This is a genomic window from Streptomyces sp. NPDC001480, from assembly GCF_042894725.1.
Classification (GTDB): domain Bacteria; phylum Actinomycetota; class Actinomycetes; order Streptomycetales; family Streptomycetaceae; genus Streptomyces.
Genome location: NZ_JBIAVX010000005.1, coordinates 357,955 through 373,838, shown reverse-complemented (window position 1 = coordinate 373,838; position 15,884 = coordinate 357,955). Strand labels below are relative to the sequence as shown.

General features: G+C 69.2%; 12 protein-coding genes and 2 tRNA genes. 12 read left to right on the top strand and 2 right to left on the bottom strand.

The window, feature by feature from the left end:
• Window positions 1-38: 38 nt before the first annotated feature.
• Window positions 39-112, bottom strand: a tRNA-Gly gene (locus ACFY01_RS14570).
• Between the two features lie 165 nt (window positions 113-277).
• Between ACFY01_RS14570 and ACFY01_RS14565 the strand changes: the two genes are divergently transcribed.
• The 5 genes from ACFY01_RS14565 (at window position 278) to clpX (ending at window position 5,154) form a co-directional block, all read left to right on the top strand.
• Window positions 278-354 (top strand) — tRNA-Pro (locus tag ACFY01_RS14565).
• A 179-nt stretch (window positions 355-533) separates the two neighbouring features.
• The gene (gene tig / locus ACFY01_RS14560) at window positions 534-1,931 is read left to right on the top strand and encodes a trigger factor (protein WP_390736053.1); all 1,398 of its coding nucleotides are present in this window, start codon (window positions 534-536) and stop codon (window positions 1,929-1,931) included.
• Between the two features lie 399 nt (window positions 1,932-2,330).
• Window positions 2,331-2,936, top strand: coding sequence for an ATP-dependent Clp protease proteolytic subunit (locus ACFY01_RS14555; RefSeq protein WP_390736224.1), 606 nt, complete (start codon window positions 2,331-2,333; stop codon window positions 2,934-2,936).
• Window positions 2,937-3,009: 73 nt separating this feature from the next.
• Window positions 3,010-3,675 (top strand): ATP-dependent Clp protease proteolytic subunit, encoded by a 666-nt coding sequence (locus ACFY01_RS14550; RefSeq protein ID WP_390736052.1) that lies wholly within the window; start codon window positions 3,010-3,012, stop codon window positions 3,673-3,675.
• A gap of 192 nt (window positions 3,676-3,867) precedes the next feature.
• Complete coding sequence (gene clpX, locus ACFY01_RS14545; RefSeq protein ID WP_390736051.1) at window positions 3,868-5,154, top strand: ATP-dependent Clp protease ATP-binding subunit ClpX; 1,287 nt, start codon at window positions 3,868-3,870, stop codon at window positions 5,152-5,154.
• Window positions 5,155-5,561: 407 nt separating this feature from the next.
• Here clpX and ACFY01_RS14540 read toward each other — a convergent pair whose 3' ends face one another.
• On the bottom strand, window positions 5,562-6,494 hold the full coding sequence (locus ACFY01_RS14540) for a hypothetical protein (protein ID WP_390736050.1): 933 nt from the start codon (window positions 6,492-6,494) through the stop codon (window positions 5,562-5,564).
• A 136-nt stretch (window positions 6,495-6,630) separates the two neighbouring features.
• Here ACFY01_RS14540 and ACFY01_RS14535 point away from each other — a divergent pair, with 136 nt between their 5' ends.
• From ACFY01_RS14535 to mreD, 7 genes are all read left to right on the top strand, one after another.
• On the top strand, window positions 6,631-9,261 hold the full coding sequence (locus tag ACFY01_RS14535; protein WP_390736049.1) for a valine--tRNA ligase: 2,631 nt from the start codon (window positions 6,631-6,633) through the stop codon (window positions 9,259-9,261).
• 88 nt (window positions 9,262-9,349) lie between these two features.
• The gene (locus ACFY01_RS14530; RefSeq protein WP_390736048.1) at window positions 9,350-10,873 is read left to right on the top strand and encodes a bifunctional folylpolyglutamate synthase/dihydrofolate synthase; all 1,524 of its coding nucleotides are present in this window, start codon (window positions 9,350-9,352) and stop codon (window positions 10,871-10,873) included.
• A gap of 8 nt (window positions 10,874-10,881) precedes the next feature.
• Window positions 10,882-11,241 carry a DUF4233 domain-containing protein gene (locus ACFY01_RS14525; protein WP_390736047.1) on the top strand — a complete coding sequence of 120 codons (360 nt, stop codon included), beginning with the start codon at window positions 10,882-10,884 and terminating at the stop codon, window positions 11,239-11,241.
• A gap of 63 nt (window positions 11,242-11,304) precedes the next feature.
• Window positions 11,305-11,718, top strand: coding sequence for a nucleoside-diphosphate kinase (gene ndk / locus ACFY01_RS14520; RefSeq protein ID WP_390736046.1), 414 nt, complete (start codon window positions 11,305-11,307; stop codon window positions 11,716-11,718).
• Window positions 11,719-12,939: 1,221 nt separating this feature from the next.
• Window positions 12,940-13,959, top strand: a complete 1,020-nt coding sequence (locus tag ACFY01_RS14515) for a rod shape-determining protein (protein ID WP_266514304.1) — start codon at window positions 12,940-12,942, stop codon at window positions 13,957-13,959.
• 175 nt (window positions 13,960-14,134) lie between these two features.
• Window positions 14,135-15,073 carry a rod shape-determining protein MreC gene (gene mreC / locus ACFY01_RS14510; protein ID WP_390736045.1) on the top strand — a complete coding sequence of 313 codons (939 nt, stop codon included), beginning with the start codon at window positions 14,135-14,137 and terminating at the stop codon, window positions 15,071-15,073.
• Window positions 15,074-15,090: 17 nt separating this feature from the next.
• Entirely contained in the window at window positions 15,091-15,768 is a 678-nt protein-coding gene (mreD, locus tag ACFY01_RS14505) for a rod shape-determining protein MreD (RefSeq protein ID WP_390736044.1), read from the top strand.
• Window positions 15,769-15,884 lie beyond the last annotated feature (116 nt).

Sequence of the window (15,884 nt, the reverse complement as noted above, 5' to 3'; positions counted from 1 at the left end):
GGCGGAGGAATAATCCTCTGACCTGGCCCTGAGCCATGTGGAGCGGGCGACGGGAATCGAACCCGCGTAGCTAGTTTGGAAGACTAGGGCTCTACCATTGAGCTACGCCCGCACACGTGCGCCGCTGGTCCCGGGACCGCGGCAACAGAAGGCATCGTAGCGGGTCGCACGCCGCACAGGCCAACGCGTTGGTCTGCGGGGATTTCGCGGGGGCGATCGTACGGGAAAGCGGCCGACGCGACCGGCCCGGGCATGTACCCTACGTGTCGCACCAGCACGGGGTGTGGCGCAGCTTGGTAGCGCGTCCGCTTTGGGAGCGGAAGGCCGTGGGTTCAAATCCCGCCACCCCGACCACAGACTCACGTCACCGTGATGATCGCCTTTTGGGGCGCTGAGCGGCTGCGGTTACTATGCAAGCTGCGCGCCCGTGTGTCCCGGCCCACTCGGCCTACGAACTCCTCCGGGCGGCGAAATCCGCCGGACCTGTCTGGCTCCGGCAGAAACCAAGAAGTCAGCCACAAGGAGACCGAACCGTGAAGAGCGCCGTGGAGACCCTGAACCCGACCCGGGTTCGGCTCACTGTCGAGGTGCCCTTCGAGGAGCTCAAGGACAGCCTCGACGCGGCGTACAAGAAGATCAACCAGCAGGTCACGGTGAAGGGCTTCCGCAAGGGCAAGATCCCGGCCCGTGTCATCGACCAGCGGTTCGGCCGCGGTGCGGTGCTGGAGGAGGCCGTCAACGACGCGCTGCCGAAGTTCTACACCGAGGCGGTCAACGAGGCCGAGCTCAGCCCGCTGGGCCAGCCCGAGGTCGACATCACCGAGCTGAAGGACGGCGAGACGCTGAACTTCACCGCCGAGGTCGACATCCGCCCGGCCCTCGAGATCCCGGACTACTCCGGCATCGAGGTCGAGGTCGACGCCGTCGAGGTCAGCGACGAGGACGTGGAGAAGGCGGTCGAGCAGCTGCGCGAGCGCTTCGCCTCCACCTCTCCGGTCGAGCGCGCCGCCGAGGACGGCGACGTCGTGACCATCGACCTCCAGGCCAAGGTCGACGGCGAGGTCCTCGAGGACGGCGTCGCCGAGGGCGTCTCCTACACGATCGGCTCCGGTGAGCTGCTCGACGGCATCGACGACGCCGTGAAGGGCCTGTCCGCCGACGAGGAGGCCACCTTCACCTCCGAGCTCAAGGGCGGCTCCGCCGCGGGCAAGGAGGCCGAGGTCACCGTCAAGGTCACCCAGGTCGCCGCCCGCGAACTGCCCGAGCTGGACGACGAGTTCGCGCAGCTCGCCTCCGAGTTCGACACGCTCGAGGAGCTGAAGGCCGACAGCCGCAAGCGGCTGGCCGACACCAAGCAGTACGACCAGGCCACGCAGGCCCAGGAGCGCGTGCTGGACAAGCTGCTGGAGCTCGTCGAGGTGCCCGTCCCGGAGAAGCTGCTCGAGGACGAGATCAACACCCGTAAGCACAACCTCGAGCACCACCAGCTCGGTCAGATGGGCCTCACCCTCGACAAGTACCTGGAGCTCCAGGGCAAGACCGCCGAGGAGTTCGAGACCGAGACCCGCGAGGCCGCGGTCAAGGGCATCAAGACCCAGTTCGTCCTCGACGAGCTGGTCAAGCTGGAGAAGCTCAACGTGAACCAGGAGGAGCTCACCGAGCACCTCATGCGCCGCGCCGCCTCCTCCGGCATGTCCCCCGACCAGTTCGCCCAGGCCGTCGTCGAGGGTGGCCAGGTGCCCCTCCTCGTCGGCGAGGTCGCCCGCGGCAAGGCCCTGGCCGTCGTGGTCGAGGCCGCCACGGTGAAGGACACCAACGGCGAGATCGTCGACCTGGACGACGAGGAGGAGACCGAGACGGCCGAGGCCGAGGCTCCGGCTGCCGAGGCCGCTGAGTCCTCCGAGGCCGCCGAGGAGAAGACCGAGGGCTGAGCCCTGCGGCGCCTCTGACGCACGTACGACGGGCCCTGGGGACCTTCCCCGGGGCCCGTCGACGTACTGCCTCGGGGCAGCCCGCCCAGGGGCGCCGGGCCGTGCCGATGACGGCTTTGCCGCGGGGCGCGACAAGTCACGGCGCACCCGCCGTCCGGCGATTCCCGCACCGCCTTCCCACGCACCGCACCCGCCGGTCCACCGGAGGTCACCGCTACGCCCCCGGCGAACACCCCCTTCCACGGGATTCCCCGAAGGGGCCCGCGCGTTAGGGTCCATGAATACGGGGGCAGGGGAGTCCCCGAACCCGCCCCAGCCCCTGGCAGGGAATACGCAGGGAACACGTGAGACGGCCCGGCGCCGTCGTTAAGACGAGCAGGTGGATACGTGACGAATCTGATGCCCTCCGCCGCCGGCGAGCCTTCCATCGGTGGTGGCCTCGGCGACCAGGTCTACAACCGGCTGCTCGGCGAGCGGATCATCTTCCTCGGCCAGCAGGTCGACGACGACATCGCCAACAAGATCACCGCGCAGCTGCTGCTCCTTGCCGCCGACCCGGACAAGGACGTCTACCTCTACATCAACAGCCCCGGCGGCTCGGTGACGGCCGGCATGGCGATCTACGACACCATGCAGTACATCCCGAACGACGTGGTCACGATCGGCATGGGCATGGCGGCCTCGATGGGCCAGTTCCTGCTCACCGGCGGCACCGCCGGCAAGCGCTTCGCCCTGCCGCACACGGACATCATGATGCACCAGGGCTCCGCGGGCCTGGGCGGTACGGTCTCGGACATCAAGATCCAGGCCCAGTACCTGCTGCGCACCAAGAAGACCATGACCGAACTGACCGCGCGGCACTCCGGCCAGTCGGTCGAGACGATCCTCCGCGACGCCGACCGCGACCGCTGGTTCACCCCCGAAGAGGCCAAGGAGTACGGTCTCATCGACGAGATCATCACGAACGCCTCGGGTATTCCGGGAGGCGGCGGCACCGGCGCATGACGCCATGCCCGGCCACGCCACGCACCGCCGAGACACCAGCCCCCCGAACGCCACCAGGACGGTGAACACCCTCATGACCAACTTCTCCGGCGCCGCCGACGCCCGTTACGACGGCCCCCGGCCCGACGCCCGCTACGTCATCCCGCGCTTCGTCGAGCGCACCTCCCAGGGCATCCGCGAGTACGATCCGTACGCGAAGCTCTTCGAGGAGCGTGTGATCTTCCTCGGCGTCCAGATCGACGACGCCTCCGCCAACGACGTCATGGCGCAGCTGCTGTGCCTGGAGTCGATGGACCCCGACCGGGACATCTCGATCTACATCAACAGCCCCGGCGGCGACATGACCGCCCTCACGGCGATCTACGACACGATGCAGTTCGTGAAGCCGGACATCCAGACGGTCTGCATGGGCCAGGCGGCCTCCGCCGCGGCCATCCTGCTCGCCGCCGGTACGCCGGGCAAGCGGATGGCGCTGCCGAACTCCCGTGTGCTGATCCACCAGCCGGCCGGCTCCACCGGCCGCGGCCAGCTCTCCGACCTGGAGATCATCGCCAACGAGTTCACGCGGATGCGTGAGCAGCTGGAGAACATGCTGGCCAAGCACTCCAACCGGCCGATCGAGAAGGTCCGCGAGGACATCGAGCGCGACAAGATCCTCACGGCCGAGGAAGCGCTGGAGTACGGCATCGTGGACCAGATCATCTCGACCCGGAAGATGAACAACGAATCCGTCCGCTGACGCGGGGTGATGTTGTCGTCTGCCACCCTTGGCACGATTTGACCGTGTGCGCGGAAAGGTGCACGTCAAAGTGAACCGTGCCAAGGGGGGCCCGAACGGGGGGCCCGGCAAGGTACCGTCGGAATAAGGCAGCACCAGGAGCCGCTGGACTCTTAGCGTCCAGGCGTCTCCCAGGCGAAGGGGAAGCACACCGTGGCACGCATCGGTGACGGCGGCGATCTGCTCAAGTGCTCGTTCTGCGGCAAGAGCCAGAAGCAGGTCAAGAAGCTCATCGCAGGGCCCGGTGTGTACATCTGCGACGAGTGCATCGATCTCTGCAACGAGATCATCGAGGAGGAGCTCGCGGAGACGAGCGAGGTGCGCTGGGAGGAACTTCCCAAGCCCCGCGAGATCTACGAGTTCCTCGAGGGCTATGTAGTCGGGCAAGAGGCCGCCAAGAAGGCGCTCTCAGTCGCGGTGTACAACCACTACAAGCGGGTCCAGGCCGGTGAGAACGGCGGGGCCCAGGGCCGGGACGACGCCATCGAGCTGGCGAAGTCCAACATCCTCCTGCTGGGCCCCACGGGTTCGGGCAAGACGCTCCTCGCCCAGACCCTGGCCCGCATGCTGAACGTACCGTTCGCGATCGCCGACGCGACGGCGCTCACGGAGGCGGGGTACGTCGGCGAGGACGTCGAGAACATCCTCCTCAAACTGATCCAGGCGGCGGACTACGACGTCAAGAAGGCCGAGACCGGGATCATCTACATCGACGAGATCGACAAGGTAGCCCGAAAGAGCGAAAACCCGTCGATCACCCGGGACGTCTCGGGCGAGGGCGTGCAGCAGGCCCTGCTGAAGATCCTGGAGGGCACGACCGCCTCCGTCCCGCCGCAGGGCGGCCGCAAGCACCCGCACCAGGAGTTCATCCAGATCGACACGACGAACGTCCTGTTCATCGTGGGCGGTGCCTTCGCGGGCCTGGACAAGATCATCGAGTCGCGGGCCGGCGCGAAGGGCATCGGCTTCGGCGCGACGATCCGCTCCAAGCGCGAGCTGGAGGCCAAGGACGTCTTCGAGGACGTCATGCCGGAGGACCTGGTCAAGTTCGGCATGATCCCCGAGTTCATCGGCCGCCTCCCGGTGATCACCTCGGTCCACAACCTGGACCGCGAGGCCCTGCTCCAGATCCTGGTCGAGCCCCGCAACGCCCTGGTCAAGCAGTACCAGCGCCTCTTCGAACTCGACGGCGTGGAACTGGACTTCGAGCGCGAGGCCCTCGAGGCCATCGCCGACCAGGCGATCCTGAGGCAGACGGGTGCCCGCGGCCTCCGCGCCATCATGGAGGAGGTCCTCATGTCGGTGATGTACGAGGTCCCGTCCCGCAAGGACGTGGCCCGCGTCGTCATCACCGCCGACGTGGTCCACTCCAACGTCAACCCGACGCTGATCCCGCGGGACGCGCGGGGGCGGGGCTCGGGGGAGCAGAAGACGGCCTGAGCGGTCCCCCTTCCGAAGAGGTGCCCGGTGCTGAAGCGAGCACCGGGCACCTTGTCTTGTCCCGGACGCCGGACGCCGGACGCCGGACGCAAGGATCACGCCAGGTTCACAGCCGCCCTGGCTGGTGACTGGGAAACGGGAGGGTTCCGATGGGGAGAAGCGCATCTTGATCGCGGTAAGCCACGGCTACGTGGTCCGTCCCAAGGTGAAGGGCGCCTGTAGTAACGCGGCCATCAACACCGGAGCTGGCAAGCAGGTCAACCCTTGGTGTGTGTATGACCTGGTCCAGGCCGGTGTCACGAACAGTGTCGCGCTGGGGCCCGCATACGGGCGTGAATGCTGCACTGCGAACGGGTGAAGGACCCCGATCGACCGACCGGGGCCCTTCGTCATCGGGGCGTACGGCCTCAGGCCTTGACGCGCACGTCGTTGCGGACCTTGGCCGCCAGGTCGGCGGCGTCGGACATCGAGGTGCTCTTGCCCGCGGCCAGGCTGGCCATGTCGTACGAAAGTACGTAGGCGATGGTGCTGTGGTCGCCCCAGATGCAGAACGGCATCTTGGTGGTCTTGCCGGATTCCGTGCTCTCGATGTACTGGCACTTCATGACGCCGTTGGAGAAGCCGGACGGGTTGACCGTCTCGGGGCTGCCCACGAGCTTGCCGTCGGAGGAGTCGGAGCTCTTCTCGGAATCCTTCTTCATCTGGGCGAACATGGCGTCCACGACAGCCCCGGGGTCGTCGATCGTCCCGTACACGCCGGACAGCAGCAGCTGCTTCGAGGTGAGACCCGACCCCGAGGTGTAGCCCGCGCTGACGTCCTTGGGGCTCTTGACGCCCCAGGACTCCGCGTCCTTGATGTCGCTGTCGGACATCTTGCCGGTGCCGGAGTCGCTCTTCTTGTACTCGCTGTCGAGGATCGTCGCCGGCGTGGTGAGCTTGTGCGCCCCGTCGTCCTTGATGTCCGCGCCGCTGCCGTCGGCGCTGCCCTGGCCGACCACGAAGAAGACACCCACCGCGACCGCGGCCACGACCGCCACCGCGCCGATGATCAGCCCCGTCTTCTTCTTGCCGCCGTCGGGGACGGGCGGCTGGGGGACGGTGGGGTAGGGCTGCTGGCCGTACGGCTGCGGCTGCTGCTGGTACGGGTTCGGCTGCTGGGGGGCGCCCTGCTGCGGGTAGCCGTACCCGGGCTGCGGCGGGGCGGGCGGAGGCGTCTGCTGGGGGTAGCCGTAGCCGGGCTGCGGGGCCTGAGGCGGCTGCTGGCCGTACGGGCCCGGCTGGCCGTACGGTCCAGGCTGCTGGGGCTGCCCGCCGTACGGGCCCGGCTGGTTGTGACTCATTACTGGGTTCCCCTCCAGATACTTATGTGTTCCTGACATCCTGGCTCAGCCGTCGGAGGCGCACCGCATCGGGGGTCTCACCGTTACAGAACAAAGGCGTTTCGGGACGGCCCCGTAACACCTCTAAACTGACCCCGTGACCGAGAACGCTCAGCAGCAGCCACCAGCGCCCGACACCGAACTGCCGACCCAGTACGCGCCGGCCGATGTAGAGGGGCCGCTGTACGAGCGCTGGGTAGAGCGGGGTTACTTCGAGGCCGACGCGAAGAGCGACAAGCCTCCGTACACCGTCGTCATCCCGCCGCCGAACGTCACGGGCAGCCTGCACCTCGGGCACGCCTTCGAGCACACGCTCATCGACGCCCTCACGCGGCGCAAGCGCATGCAGGGCTACGAGACGCTGTGGCAGCCGGGCATGGACCACGCCGGCATCGCCACCCAGAACGTCGTCGAGCGCGAGCTCGGCAAGGAGGGCAAGTCCCGCCACGACCTGGGACGGGACGCCTTCGTCGAGCGCGTCTGGCAGTGGAAGGCCGAGTCCGGCGGGCAGATCAGCGGGCAGATGCGGCGCCTGGGAGACGGTGTCGCGTGGTCGCGTGAGCGGTTCACCATGGACGAGGGGCTGTCCCAGGCCGTCCAGACCATCTTCAAGCGCCTCTACGACGACGAGCTGATCTACCGCGCCGAGCGCATCATCAACTGGTGCCCCCGGTGTCTGACGGCCATCTCGGACATCGAGGTCGAGTACCAGGACGACGACGGCGAGCTCGTCTCGATGAAGTACGGCGAGGGGGACGACACCATCGTCGTCGCCACCACCCGTGCCGAGACGATGCTCGGTGACACCGCCGTCGCCGTCCACCCCGAGGACGAGCGGTACAAGCACCTGGTCGGCAAGCTCATCAGGCTGCCGCTGACCGACCGCTCCATCCCGGTCGTCGCGGACGAGCACGTCGACCCCGAGTTCGGCACCGGCGCCGTCAAGGTCACCCCGGCCCACGACCCGAACGACTTCGAGATCGGCCAGCGCCACAACCTGCCGTCCCTGACCGTCATGGACGAGCACGCCGTCATCACCGCCCACGGCCCCTTCCAGGGCCTGGACCGGCTGGAAGCACGGTCGGCGATCGTCGCGGCCCTGCGCGCCGAGGGGCGCATCGTCGCCGAGAAGCGGCCGTACGTCCACAGCGTCGGCCACTGCTCGCGCTGCAAGACCACCATCGAGCCCCGGCTGTCCATGCAGTGGTGGGTCAAGGTCGGCCCGCTGGCCAAGGCGGCCGGTGACGCCGTCCGCGAGGGCAAGGTCAAGATCCATCCGCAGGAGATGGAGAAGCGGTACTTCGACTGGGTCGACAACCTCCACGACTGGTGCATCTCGCGGCAGTTGTGGTGGGGGCACCGGATTCCGGTCTGGTACGGCCCGGAGGGTGAGGTCGTCTGCGTCGGCCCCGACGAGGAGCCGCCCGGCACCGAGGCGGAGGGCTGGAAGCAGGACACCGACGTCCTCGACACCTGGTTCTCCTCCGGCCTGTGGCCGTTCTCCACCCTCGGCTGGCCCGAACAGACCGAGTCGCTCGCGAAGTTCTACCCGAACTCCGTCCTGGTCACCGGCTACGACATCCTCTTCTTCTGGGTCGCCCGGATGATGATGTTCGGCCTGTACGCGATGGACGGCACCCCGCCGTTCCACACCATCGCCCTGCACGGCATGGTCCGCGACCAGTTCGGCAAGAAGATGTCGAAGTCCTTCGGCAACGCGGTCAACCCGCTGGACTGGATGGACAAGTACGGCAGCGACGCCCTCAGGTTCACCCTGGCCCGTGGCGCGAACCCGGGTGTCGACGTCCCCATCGGCGAGGACTGGGTCCAGGGCTCCCGCAACTTCGCCAACAAGATCTGGAACGCGACCCGCTTCGCGCTGATGAACGGCGCGACGGTGGACGGGCCGCTGCCGGCCCCGTCCGCGATGTCGGCGACGGACCGCTGGATCCTGTCCCGGCTCAACACCGTCATCGCCGAAGTCGACGCGTTCTACGAAGACTTCCAGTTCGCCAAGCTCTCCGACGCCCTCTTCCACTTCGCGTGGGACGAGGTCTTCGACTGGTACGTCGAGCTGTCCAAGACGACGTTCCAGGCGGGCGGCGAGGCGGCCGAGGTCAGCAAGCGGGTCCTCGGCGAGGTCCTCGACGTCACGCTGAAGCTGCTCCACCCGGTGGTCCCGTTCGTCACCGAGACCCTGTGGACCACCCTCACGGGCGGCGAGTCGGTCGTCATCGCCGAGTGGCCCACGGACAGTGGCTTCCGGGACGCCGCAGCCGAGCGGGAGATCGAGACCCTCCAGTCCGTCGTCACCGAGGTCCGCCGCTTCCGCGGTGACCAGGGCCTCCAGCCGGGCCAGCGGGTCCCCGCCCGCCTGACCCTCGACGGCACGGCGCTCGCCCCGCACGAGGCGGCCATCCGCCAGCTGCTGCGCCTCCAGCCGGAGGGTGACTCCTTCACGGCGACCGCGACCCTCCCGGTGGCGGGCGCGGAGGTCGCCCTCGACCTCTCCGGCACCATCGACGTGGCGGCGGAGCGCAAGCGTCTGGCCAAGGACCTGGCGGCCGCGGAGAAGGAGAAGGCGCAGGCCACGGCCAAGCTCGGCAACGAGGCGTTCCTGGCCAAGGCGCCGGAGAACGTGGTGGAGAAGATCCGTACGCGGCTGGCGAAGGCGGACGAGGACATCGCCCGGATCCAGGCCCAGCTGGACCGGCTCCCTTCCGCGTAAGCGGTCGTACGTAGGTGAAGGCCCCCGGAACATCCTGCTCCGGGGGCCTTCGCCCACCTCTGTCACCGCGGCTCCGTAGACTGGCCCCGTGAGTGACCTCCCCGGCAACAGCGACCAGCCCGACCCACGCGACCCCCTCGACTCCTTCGACGAGATCATCGCGGCGGAGACGGACCGTGACCCCGACCTCGCGGTGATCGAGGCCGGCAGCCGCACCCTGCGCACGCAGGGCGGGCCGCCGGAGGCGGACGTCCCGACGCGGCCCGAGGACCCCGAGGTCGACAAGGCGCTGCGCGAGGTCGAGGCCGAGCTGGCCACCCGCTGGGGCGAGACCAAGCTGGAGCCCTCCGTCAGCCGGATCTCCGCGCTGATGGACGTGCTGGGCGAGCCGCAGCGCTCGTACCCCTCGATCCACATCACCGGCACCAACGGCAAGACCTCCACGGCCCGCATGATCGAGGCCCTGCTCGGCGCCTTCGAGCTGCGCACCGGCCGCTACACCTCGCCGCACGTGCAGTCGATCACCGAGCGGATCAGCCTGGACGGCGCCCCGATCACCGCCGAGCGGTTCATCGAGACGTACCAGGACATCAAGCCGTACGTGGAGATGATCGACGGGCAGCAGGAGTACCGGCTCTCCTTCTTCGAGGTGCTCACCGGCATGGCGTACGCGGCCTTCGCGGACGCGCCGGTGGACGTGGCCGTCGTCGAGGTGGGCATGGGCGGCTCCTGGGACGCCACCAACGTCATCGACGGGGACGTCGCCGTCGTCACCCCCATCGACCTCGACCACACCGACCGGCTCGGGGAGACGCACGCCGAGATCGCCGGTGAGAAGTCCGGGATCATCAAGCAGGACGCGACCGTGATCCTGGCCCAGCAGCCGGTGGACGCGGCGCAGGTGCTGCTGAAGAAGGCGGTGGAGGTCGACGCGACCGTGGCCCGGGAAGGGCTGGAGTTCGGCGTCGTGGCGCGGCAGGTCGCGGTCGGCGGGCAGCTGCTGACGCTGCGCGGGCTGGGCGGCGAGTACGAGGAGGTCTACCTCCCGCTGCACGGCGCCTACCAGGCCCACAACGCGGCCGTGGCGCTCGCGGCCGTCGAGGCGTTCTTCGGGGTCGGCGCGCAGCGGGCGGAGCGGCTGGACATCGACACCGTCCGCAAGGCCTTCGCGGCGGTCTCCTCGCCCGGCCGGCTGGAGGTCGTACGGCGGTCGCCCACCGTCGTGCTGGACGCGGCGCACAACCCGGCGGGCGCGCGGGCGACCGCGGAGGCCGTGGGGGAGGCGTTCGACTTCAGCCGTCTGATCGGTGTGGTCGGGGCCAGCGGCGACAAGAACGTCCGTGGCCTGCTGGAGGCCTTCGAGCCGATCTTCGCGGAGATCGTCGTCACGCAGAACTCCAGCCACCGGGCGATGGACGCGGACGAGCTGGCCGCGGTCGCCGTCGAGGTGTTCGGCGAGGAGCGGGTGCAGGTCGAGCCGCGGCTGCCGGACGCGCTGGAGGCGGCGATCACGCTGGCCGAGGAGGAGGGCGAGTTCGCCGGCGGCGGTGTGCTCGTCACGGGTTCCGTCATCACGGTCGGCGAGGCCCGGCTGCTGCTGGGAAGGGGCTGAGGGCTCCCATGCGTACGCTCTGTTCCTCGACCCTGATCGGGGAGTTCTTCATCATCGGCTTCGCGGGGCTGGTGGCGATGAAGGACCAGGACCTGTCCACGTCCACCGTGTGGACGGTGTGCGGTATCGCCATGTTCCTGAGCGTGGCACTGTGCGGCATGGTGACCCGGCCCGGGGGCGTGGCCCTCGGCTGGGCGCTCCAGATCGCGCTGGTCGCCTCCGGGTTCTTCGTCCCGATGATGTACATCCTGGGCGTGGTGTTCGCCGCCCTGTGGTGGGCGTCGGTGCATTTCGGGCGGAAGGTGGACGAGGCGAAGGCGAGATTCGCGGCGCAGGCGGAGAGCTCGACCACAGCTGACGCTGCGTAACAGGCGCCTGGACACGCCCTGTAATCTCGTGCCACCGCACATGTCAGTCAGAAGGAGCCCCCAGTGACCCAGCGCACCCTCGTCCTGCTCAAGCCCGACGCCGTCCGTCGCGGCCTGACCGGCGAGATCATCAGCCGCATCGAGCGCAAGGCCGGCTGGCAGATCACCGCGCTGGAGCTGCGCACGCTGGACCAGGACACGCTGGAGCAGCACTACGGTGAGCACAAGGGCAAGCCCTTCTACGAGCCGCTGGTGGAGTTCATGGCCTCCGGCCCGGTCGTGGCCATGATCGTCGAGGGTGAGCGGGTCATCGAGGGCCTGCGCGCCCTGGCCGGCCCCACCGACCCGATCGCCGCGCCTCCCGGCTCCATCCGCGGCGACTACGGCGTCATCGTCCGCGAGAACCTGATCCACGCCTCCGACTCCGAGGAATCGGCGAACCGCGAGGTCAAGATCTTCTTCCCCACCCACGCGTGATCCCTGCCGGGGGCTGAACGGCGACCGACCTCGCGCGTCCCACGCCTCGGCGCCCGCGCCGTCCGGGGTGTCCGTTTTACGGCCGGATGCGTCAGGGGTGCCCACCGGGACAGGGCTGCCTGGGCCGGCTCCCGCGCATTGGCGCCCGCGCCGCCCGGGGGTGTCCGGCTTGCGACCGGGTGTGTCGGGGGTGTCCACCGGGACCGGGCGTAGGGGACCGGGGCTGGGCTGGTTGGGCCGGGTGTCGTGTATCGGCGCCCGCGCCGCCCCGCCGGACCGGGTGGCGGGCTCAGGGGCCATGTTTGACCCCTGTCACGCCCCTGCGGGGGTTGTGCAGGGGGTGCGCCAGGGCCGGGCGGCGGGGCCGGGGGACTGGAATCGGTCTGCTTCGGCCAGGTCCCACGCACCGGAGGCCCGCGCCTTGCCCCTCGGGCTGGGGCGGGCCGCTCACGTCCGGGGGCGTCAGATTTCCGCCGTGATCGCTGTCGGCTCCTGCCGGGTTGTGGTTGCCGCAGCGGCGTCGGGGCGCGACCGCCGGGCAGGCCCGGGCCCGGGAGGCCACGTGCTGCCCGACGGACGGACCTGATTGTGGGCCACCCGGCTCGGCCGAGCCCCGCACAGCGGCGTGCGTGCCGTGCGTCCGCCGGACGGGCGTGGCCGGCCCGTGAAACCCCGCTCGCCAAGTCCCGCGCAGCGGTGGCCGGCGGCCGGGGGTGAGCGGTCCGTGAACCCGTTCGGCCGGGCTTCGCGCAGAGGCGTTCGTGGCGTGTGCCCTCCGGGTGGACCAGGCCGTGGCCCATCAGGCTCGGCCGAGCCCCGCGTGGCGGTGCGCCGCCGGCCCGCTCGGACAGGCCCCGTGCGGCGGCGTCCGTTCGGGTTCCGTGAGGTCGTCGGTGGCGGTGGTGCGGGTCGGCGTGAGGGGAATTTTCCGAGGATTTTTCTGAGGGTGCGTCACCTCGCCCCGCCCGCTGAGCTGCGGCGCACGTACCTTTTCGACCACCGCTTGGCATATGCGTGCCGATCGGGGGAACGCATGCCCCCGTTGGGCCGTCTCCACAAGCGAGGCACTCGCCCATCTGCTGACAATGGCGAAGACCCTCGCGCAGTGTTCGTGCAGGCCCGTTTACGATGGAGGCCTTCACGTCACAGCACCCACCTCGCCTACCTGAAAAGCCCTCAAAAGCTCGTGGGAAGGCCAGACGAATCCTGATGGGGAACTCAATGTCGTTCATCGGCCGTGACATGGCTGTCGACCTCGGGACCGCCAACACGCTGGTGTACGTCAGGGGTCGCGGGATCGTACTCAACGAGCCGTCCGTCGTCGCGATCAACACGAACACCGGTGGCATCCTCGCGGTCGGGGCCGAAGCGAAGAAGATGATCGGCCGGACCCCCGGCAACATCGTCGCCGTGCGCCCGCTGAAGGACGGCGTCATCGCCGACTTCGAGATCACCGAGCGCATGCTCCGCTACTTCATCCTGAAGATCCACAAGCGCAGGTACCTCGCGAGGCCGCGCGTCGTCGTCTGCGTGCCCTCCGGTATCACCGGCGTCGAGCGCCGCGCCGTCATCGAGGCGTCGTCCCAGGCGGGTGCCCGCCAGGTGCACATCATCGAGGAACCCATGGCGGCGGCCATCGGCTCCGGCCTGCCGGTCCACGAGGCCACCGGCAACATGGTGGTGGACATCGGCGGCGGCACCACCGAGGTCGCGGTCATCTCGCTCGGCGGCATCGTCACCGCCCAGTCCATCCGCGTCGCGGGCGACGAACTGGACAACGCGATCATCCAGCACATCAAGAAGGAGTACAGCCTCCTCCTCGGTGAGCGGACCGCCGAACAGATCAAGATCACGATCGGTTCGGCGTACGAACTCGACGCCGACGAGCACACCGAGATCCGCGGCCGGGACCTCGTCTCCGGGCTGCCCAAGACCGTCGTCATCTCCGCCGCCGAAGTACGCAAGGCGATCGAGGAGCCCGTCAACGCGATCGTCGACGCGGTGAAGACGACCCTGGACAAGTGCCCGCCGGAGCTGTCCGGCGACATCATGGACCGGGGGATCGTGCTCACCGGCGGCGGCGCCCTGCTGCGCGGCCTCGACGAGCGGCTGCGGCGCGAGACCGGCATGCCCATCCACATCGCCGAGGACCCGCTGGACAGCGTGGCGCTCGGCTCCGGCAAGTGCGTCGAGGAGTTCGAGGCGCTCCAGCAGGTGCTCGACGCCCAGCCGCGCAGATGACGTAACTCTTCGATTCCGCCGTACGAGATGATCTCCTCTCGTACGGCGGATCGTTGATATAGAGACACAAGCCCCCACAAGTTCATCCCCCAGTTCATCCCCCAGTTCGTCCCCAAGTTCATTACCAAGTTCATCCCCAGTCGCATTCCAATGAGGAAGGGCACGGCCGCCGCACGTGAGGGACACGAAAGAGAGCCGGCTGCTCCTGGTGCTGCTGATCGCCATCGCGTTCGCACTGATCACGGTGGACATCCGCGGCGGCGAGAACTCCCCGGTCGACGGCGCCCGGCAGGTCGCGGCCGCGGCCTTCGGCCCGATCGAGAACGGGGTGTCGTCGGTGGTCGACCCCGTAGGCAACGCCGTCTCCGCGGTCCGTGACTCCGGTGAGCGGCACGACCGGCTTGCGCGGCTGGAGAAGGAGAACGCGGCCCTCAAGGCCAAGCTCGGCAGCAGCGACCGCAACCGCAGCCGCCTGGGTCAGCTCGACAAGATGATGAAGATCGCCGGCGAGGGCCAGTACGGCATCAAGGGCGCCGAGGTCATCGCCATAGGGTCGGCGCAGGGCTTCTCCTGGACCGTCACCATCGACGTCGGCGCCAACGACGGCATCAAGCGGGACATGACCGTCCTCAACGGGGACGGCCTGGTCGGGCGCGTCACCACCGTCGGCCCGAACACCTCCACCGTGCTGCTCGCCAACGACCCCGACTTCACCGTCGGCACCCGGATGGAGGGCAGCGACGAACTCGGCTTCGCCTCCGGGCAGGGCGACCGTCCGCTGCGCGTCGAACTCCTCAACGGCAAGGCCGAGGTGAAGAAGGGCGACCGGCTCGTCACCTTCGGCTCCCAGGCCGACAAGCCGTTCGTGCCCGGCGTCCCCGTGGGTGTCGTCTCCCGCATCGACCCCTCCGGCGGCGGCCTGACCCGCACCCTCTACGTCACCCCGTTCGTCGGCTTCAGCAAGCTGGACATCGTGGGTGTCGTCGTCGAGGCCCCCAAGCGGGACCCGCGTGACGAGGTGCTGCCGGCCAAGCCGAAGCCGACCCCGACGCCGACGGTGACCGTGACGGTCACCCCGTCGTCCGACGCGACCGCCAACGACCAGCAGCAGTAGTAGGAGCTCGAAGTCCCATGCGCCTCAACCGGATCCTGCTCTCCACCGCGCTGGTCGTCGTCGCCCTGGTCATCCAGGTCAGTGTCCTCGCCCGCCTGCACCTCCCGGGCGCGGTGCCCGACCTGCTGCTGCTCACCGTGCTGGGCCTGGCGATCGTCTACGGTCATGTCGGCGGCGCCCTCGTCGGTTTCGGCGCGGGACTCCTCGCCGACCTCGCCCCGCCCGCCGACCACGCCGCCGGCCGCTACGCGCTGGTGCTGTGCGTCATCGGCTACTTCGCCGGACTCATCAAGCCGGAGAACGGCCGCCTGAAGTCCGCCACCGGCCCGATGGTCGTCGTGGTCGCCGCCGCGATCGGCTCGACCCTGCTGTACGCCGGGGTCGGCGCCCTCGTCGGCGACACCGCCGCCCGCCATGTCGGCCTCGTCGGCCTGTTGACCTCGGCCGCCGTGTACGACCTGCTCCTCGCGCCGTTCGTCGTCCCCGGCATCATCGCCCTGGCCCGCCGCGCCGAGAACGACCCGCTCGCGGAGGCCGGTTCCGCGGCCAAGGCCGCCGACATCTCCTCCGGCTGGCTCTCCTCCGGCACCGGGCTGCGCATCGGCAGCCAGCGCGGCGGCCTCGGCGGCCTGAAGGCCAGAACCCGCACCCGCGCCGCGCGCGTGAGCCGTATCAAGGGGGTCAAGCGGCTGTGACCGGCGGACACTTGACGGCCGTGCAGATGGCCCTGCGGACGGCTGTACAGACGCGGGGGCCGCGCCCAGGACATACCCGGGGGCCACGCCCGTACGCGCACAGCTTCGTCGTATAT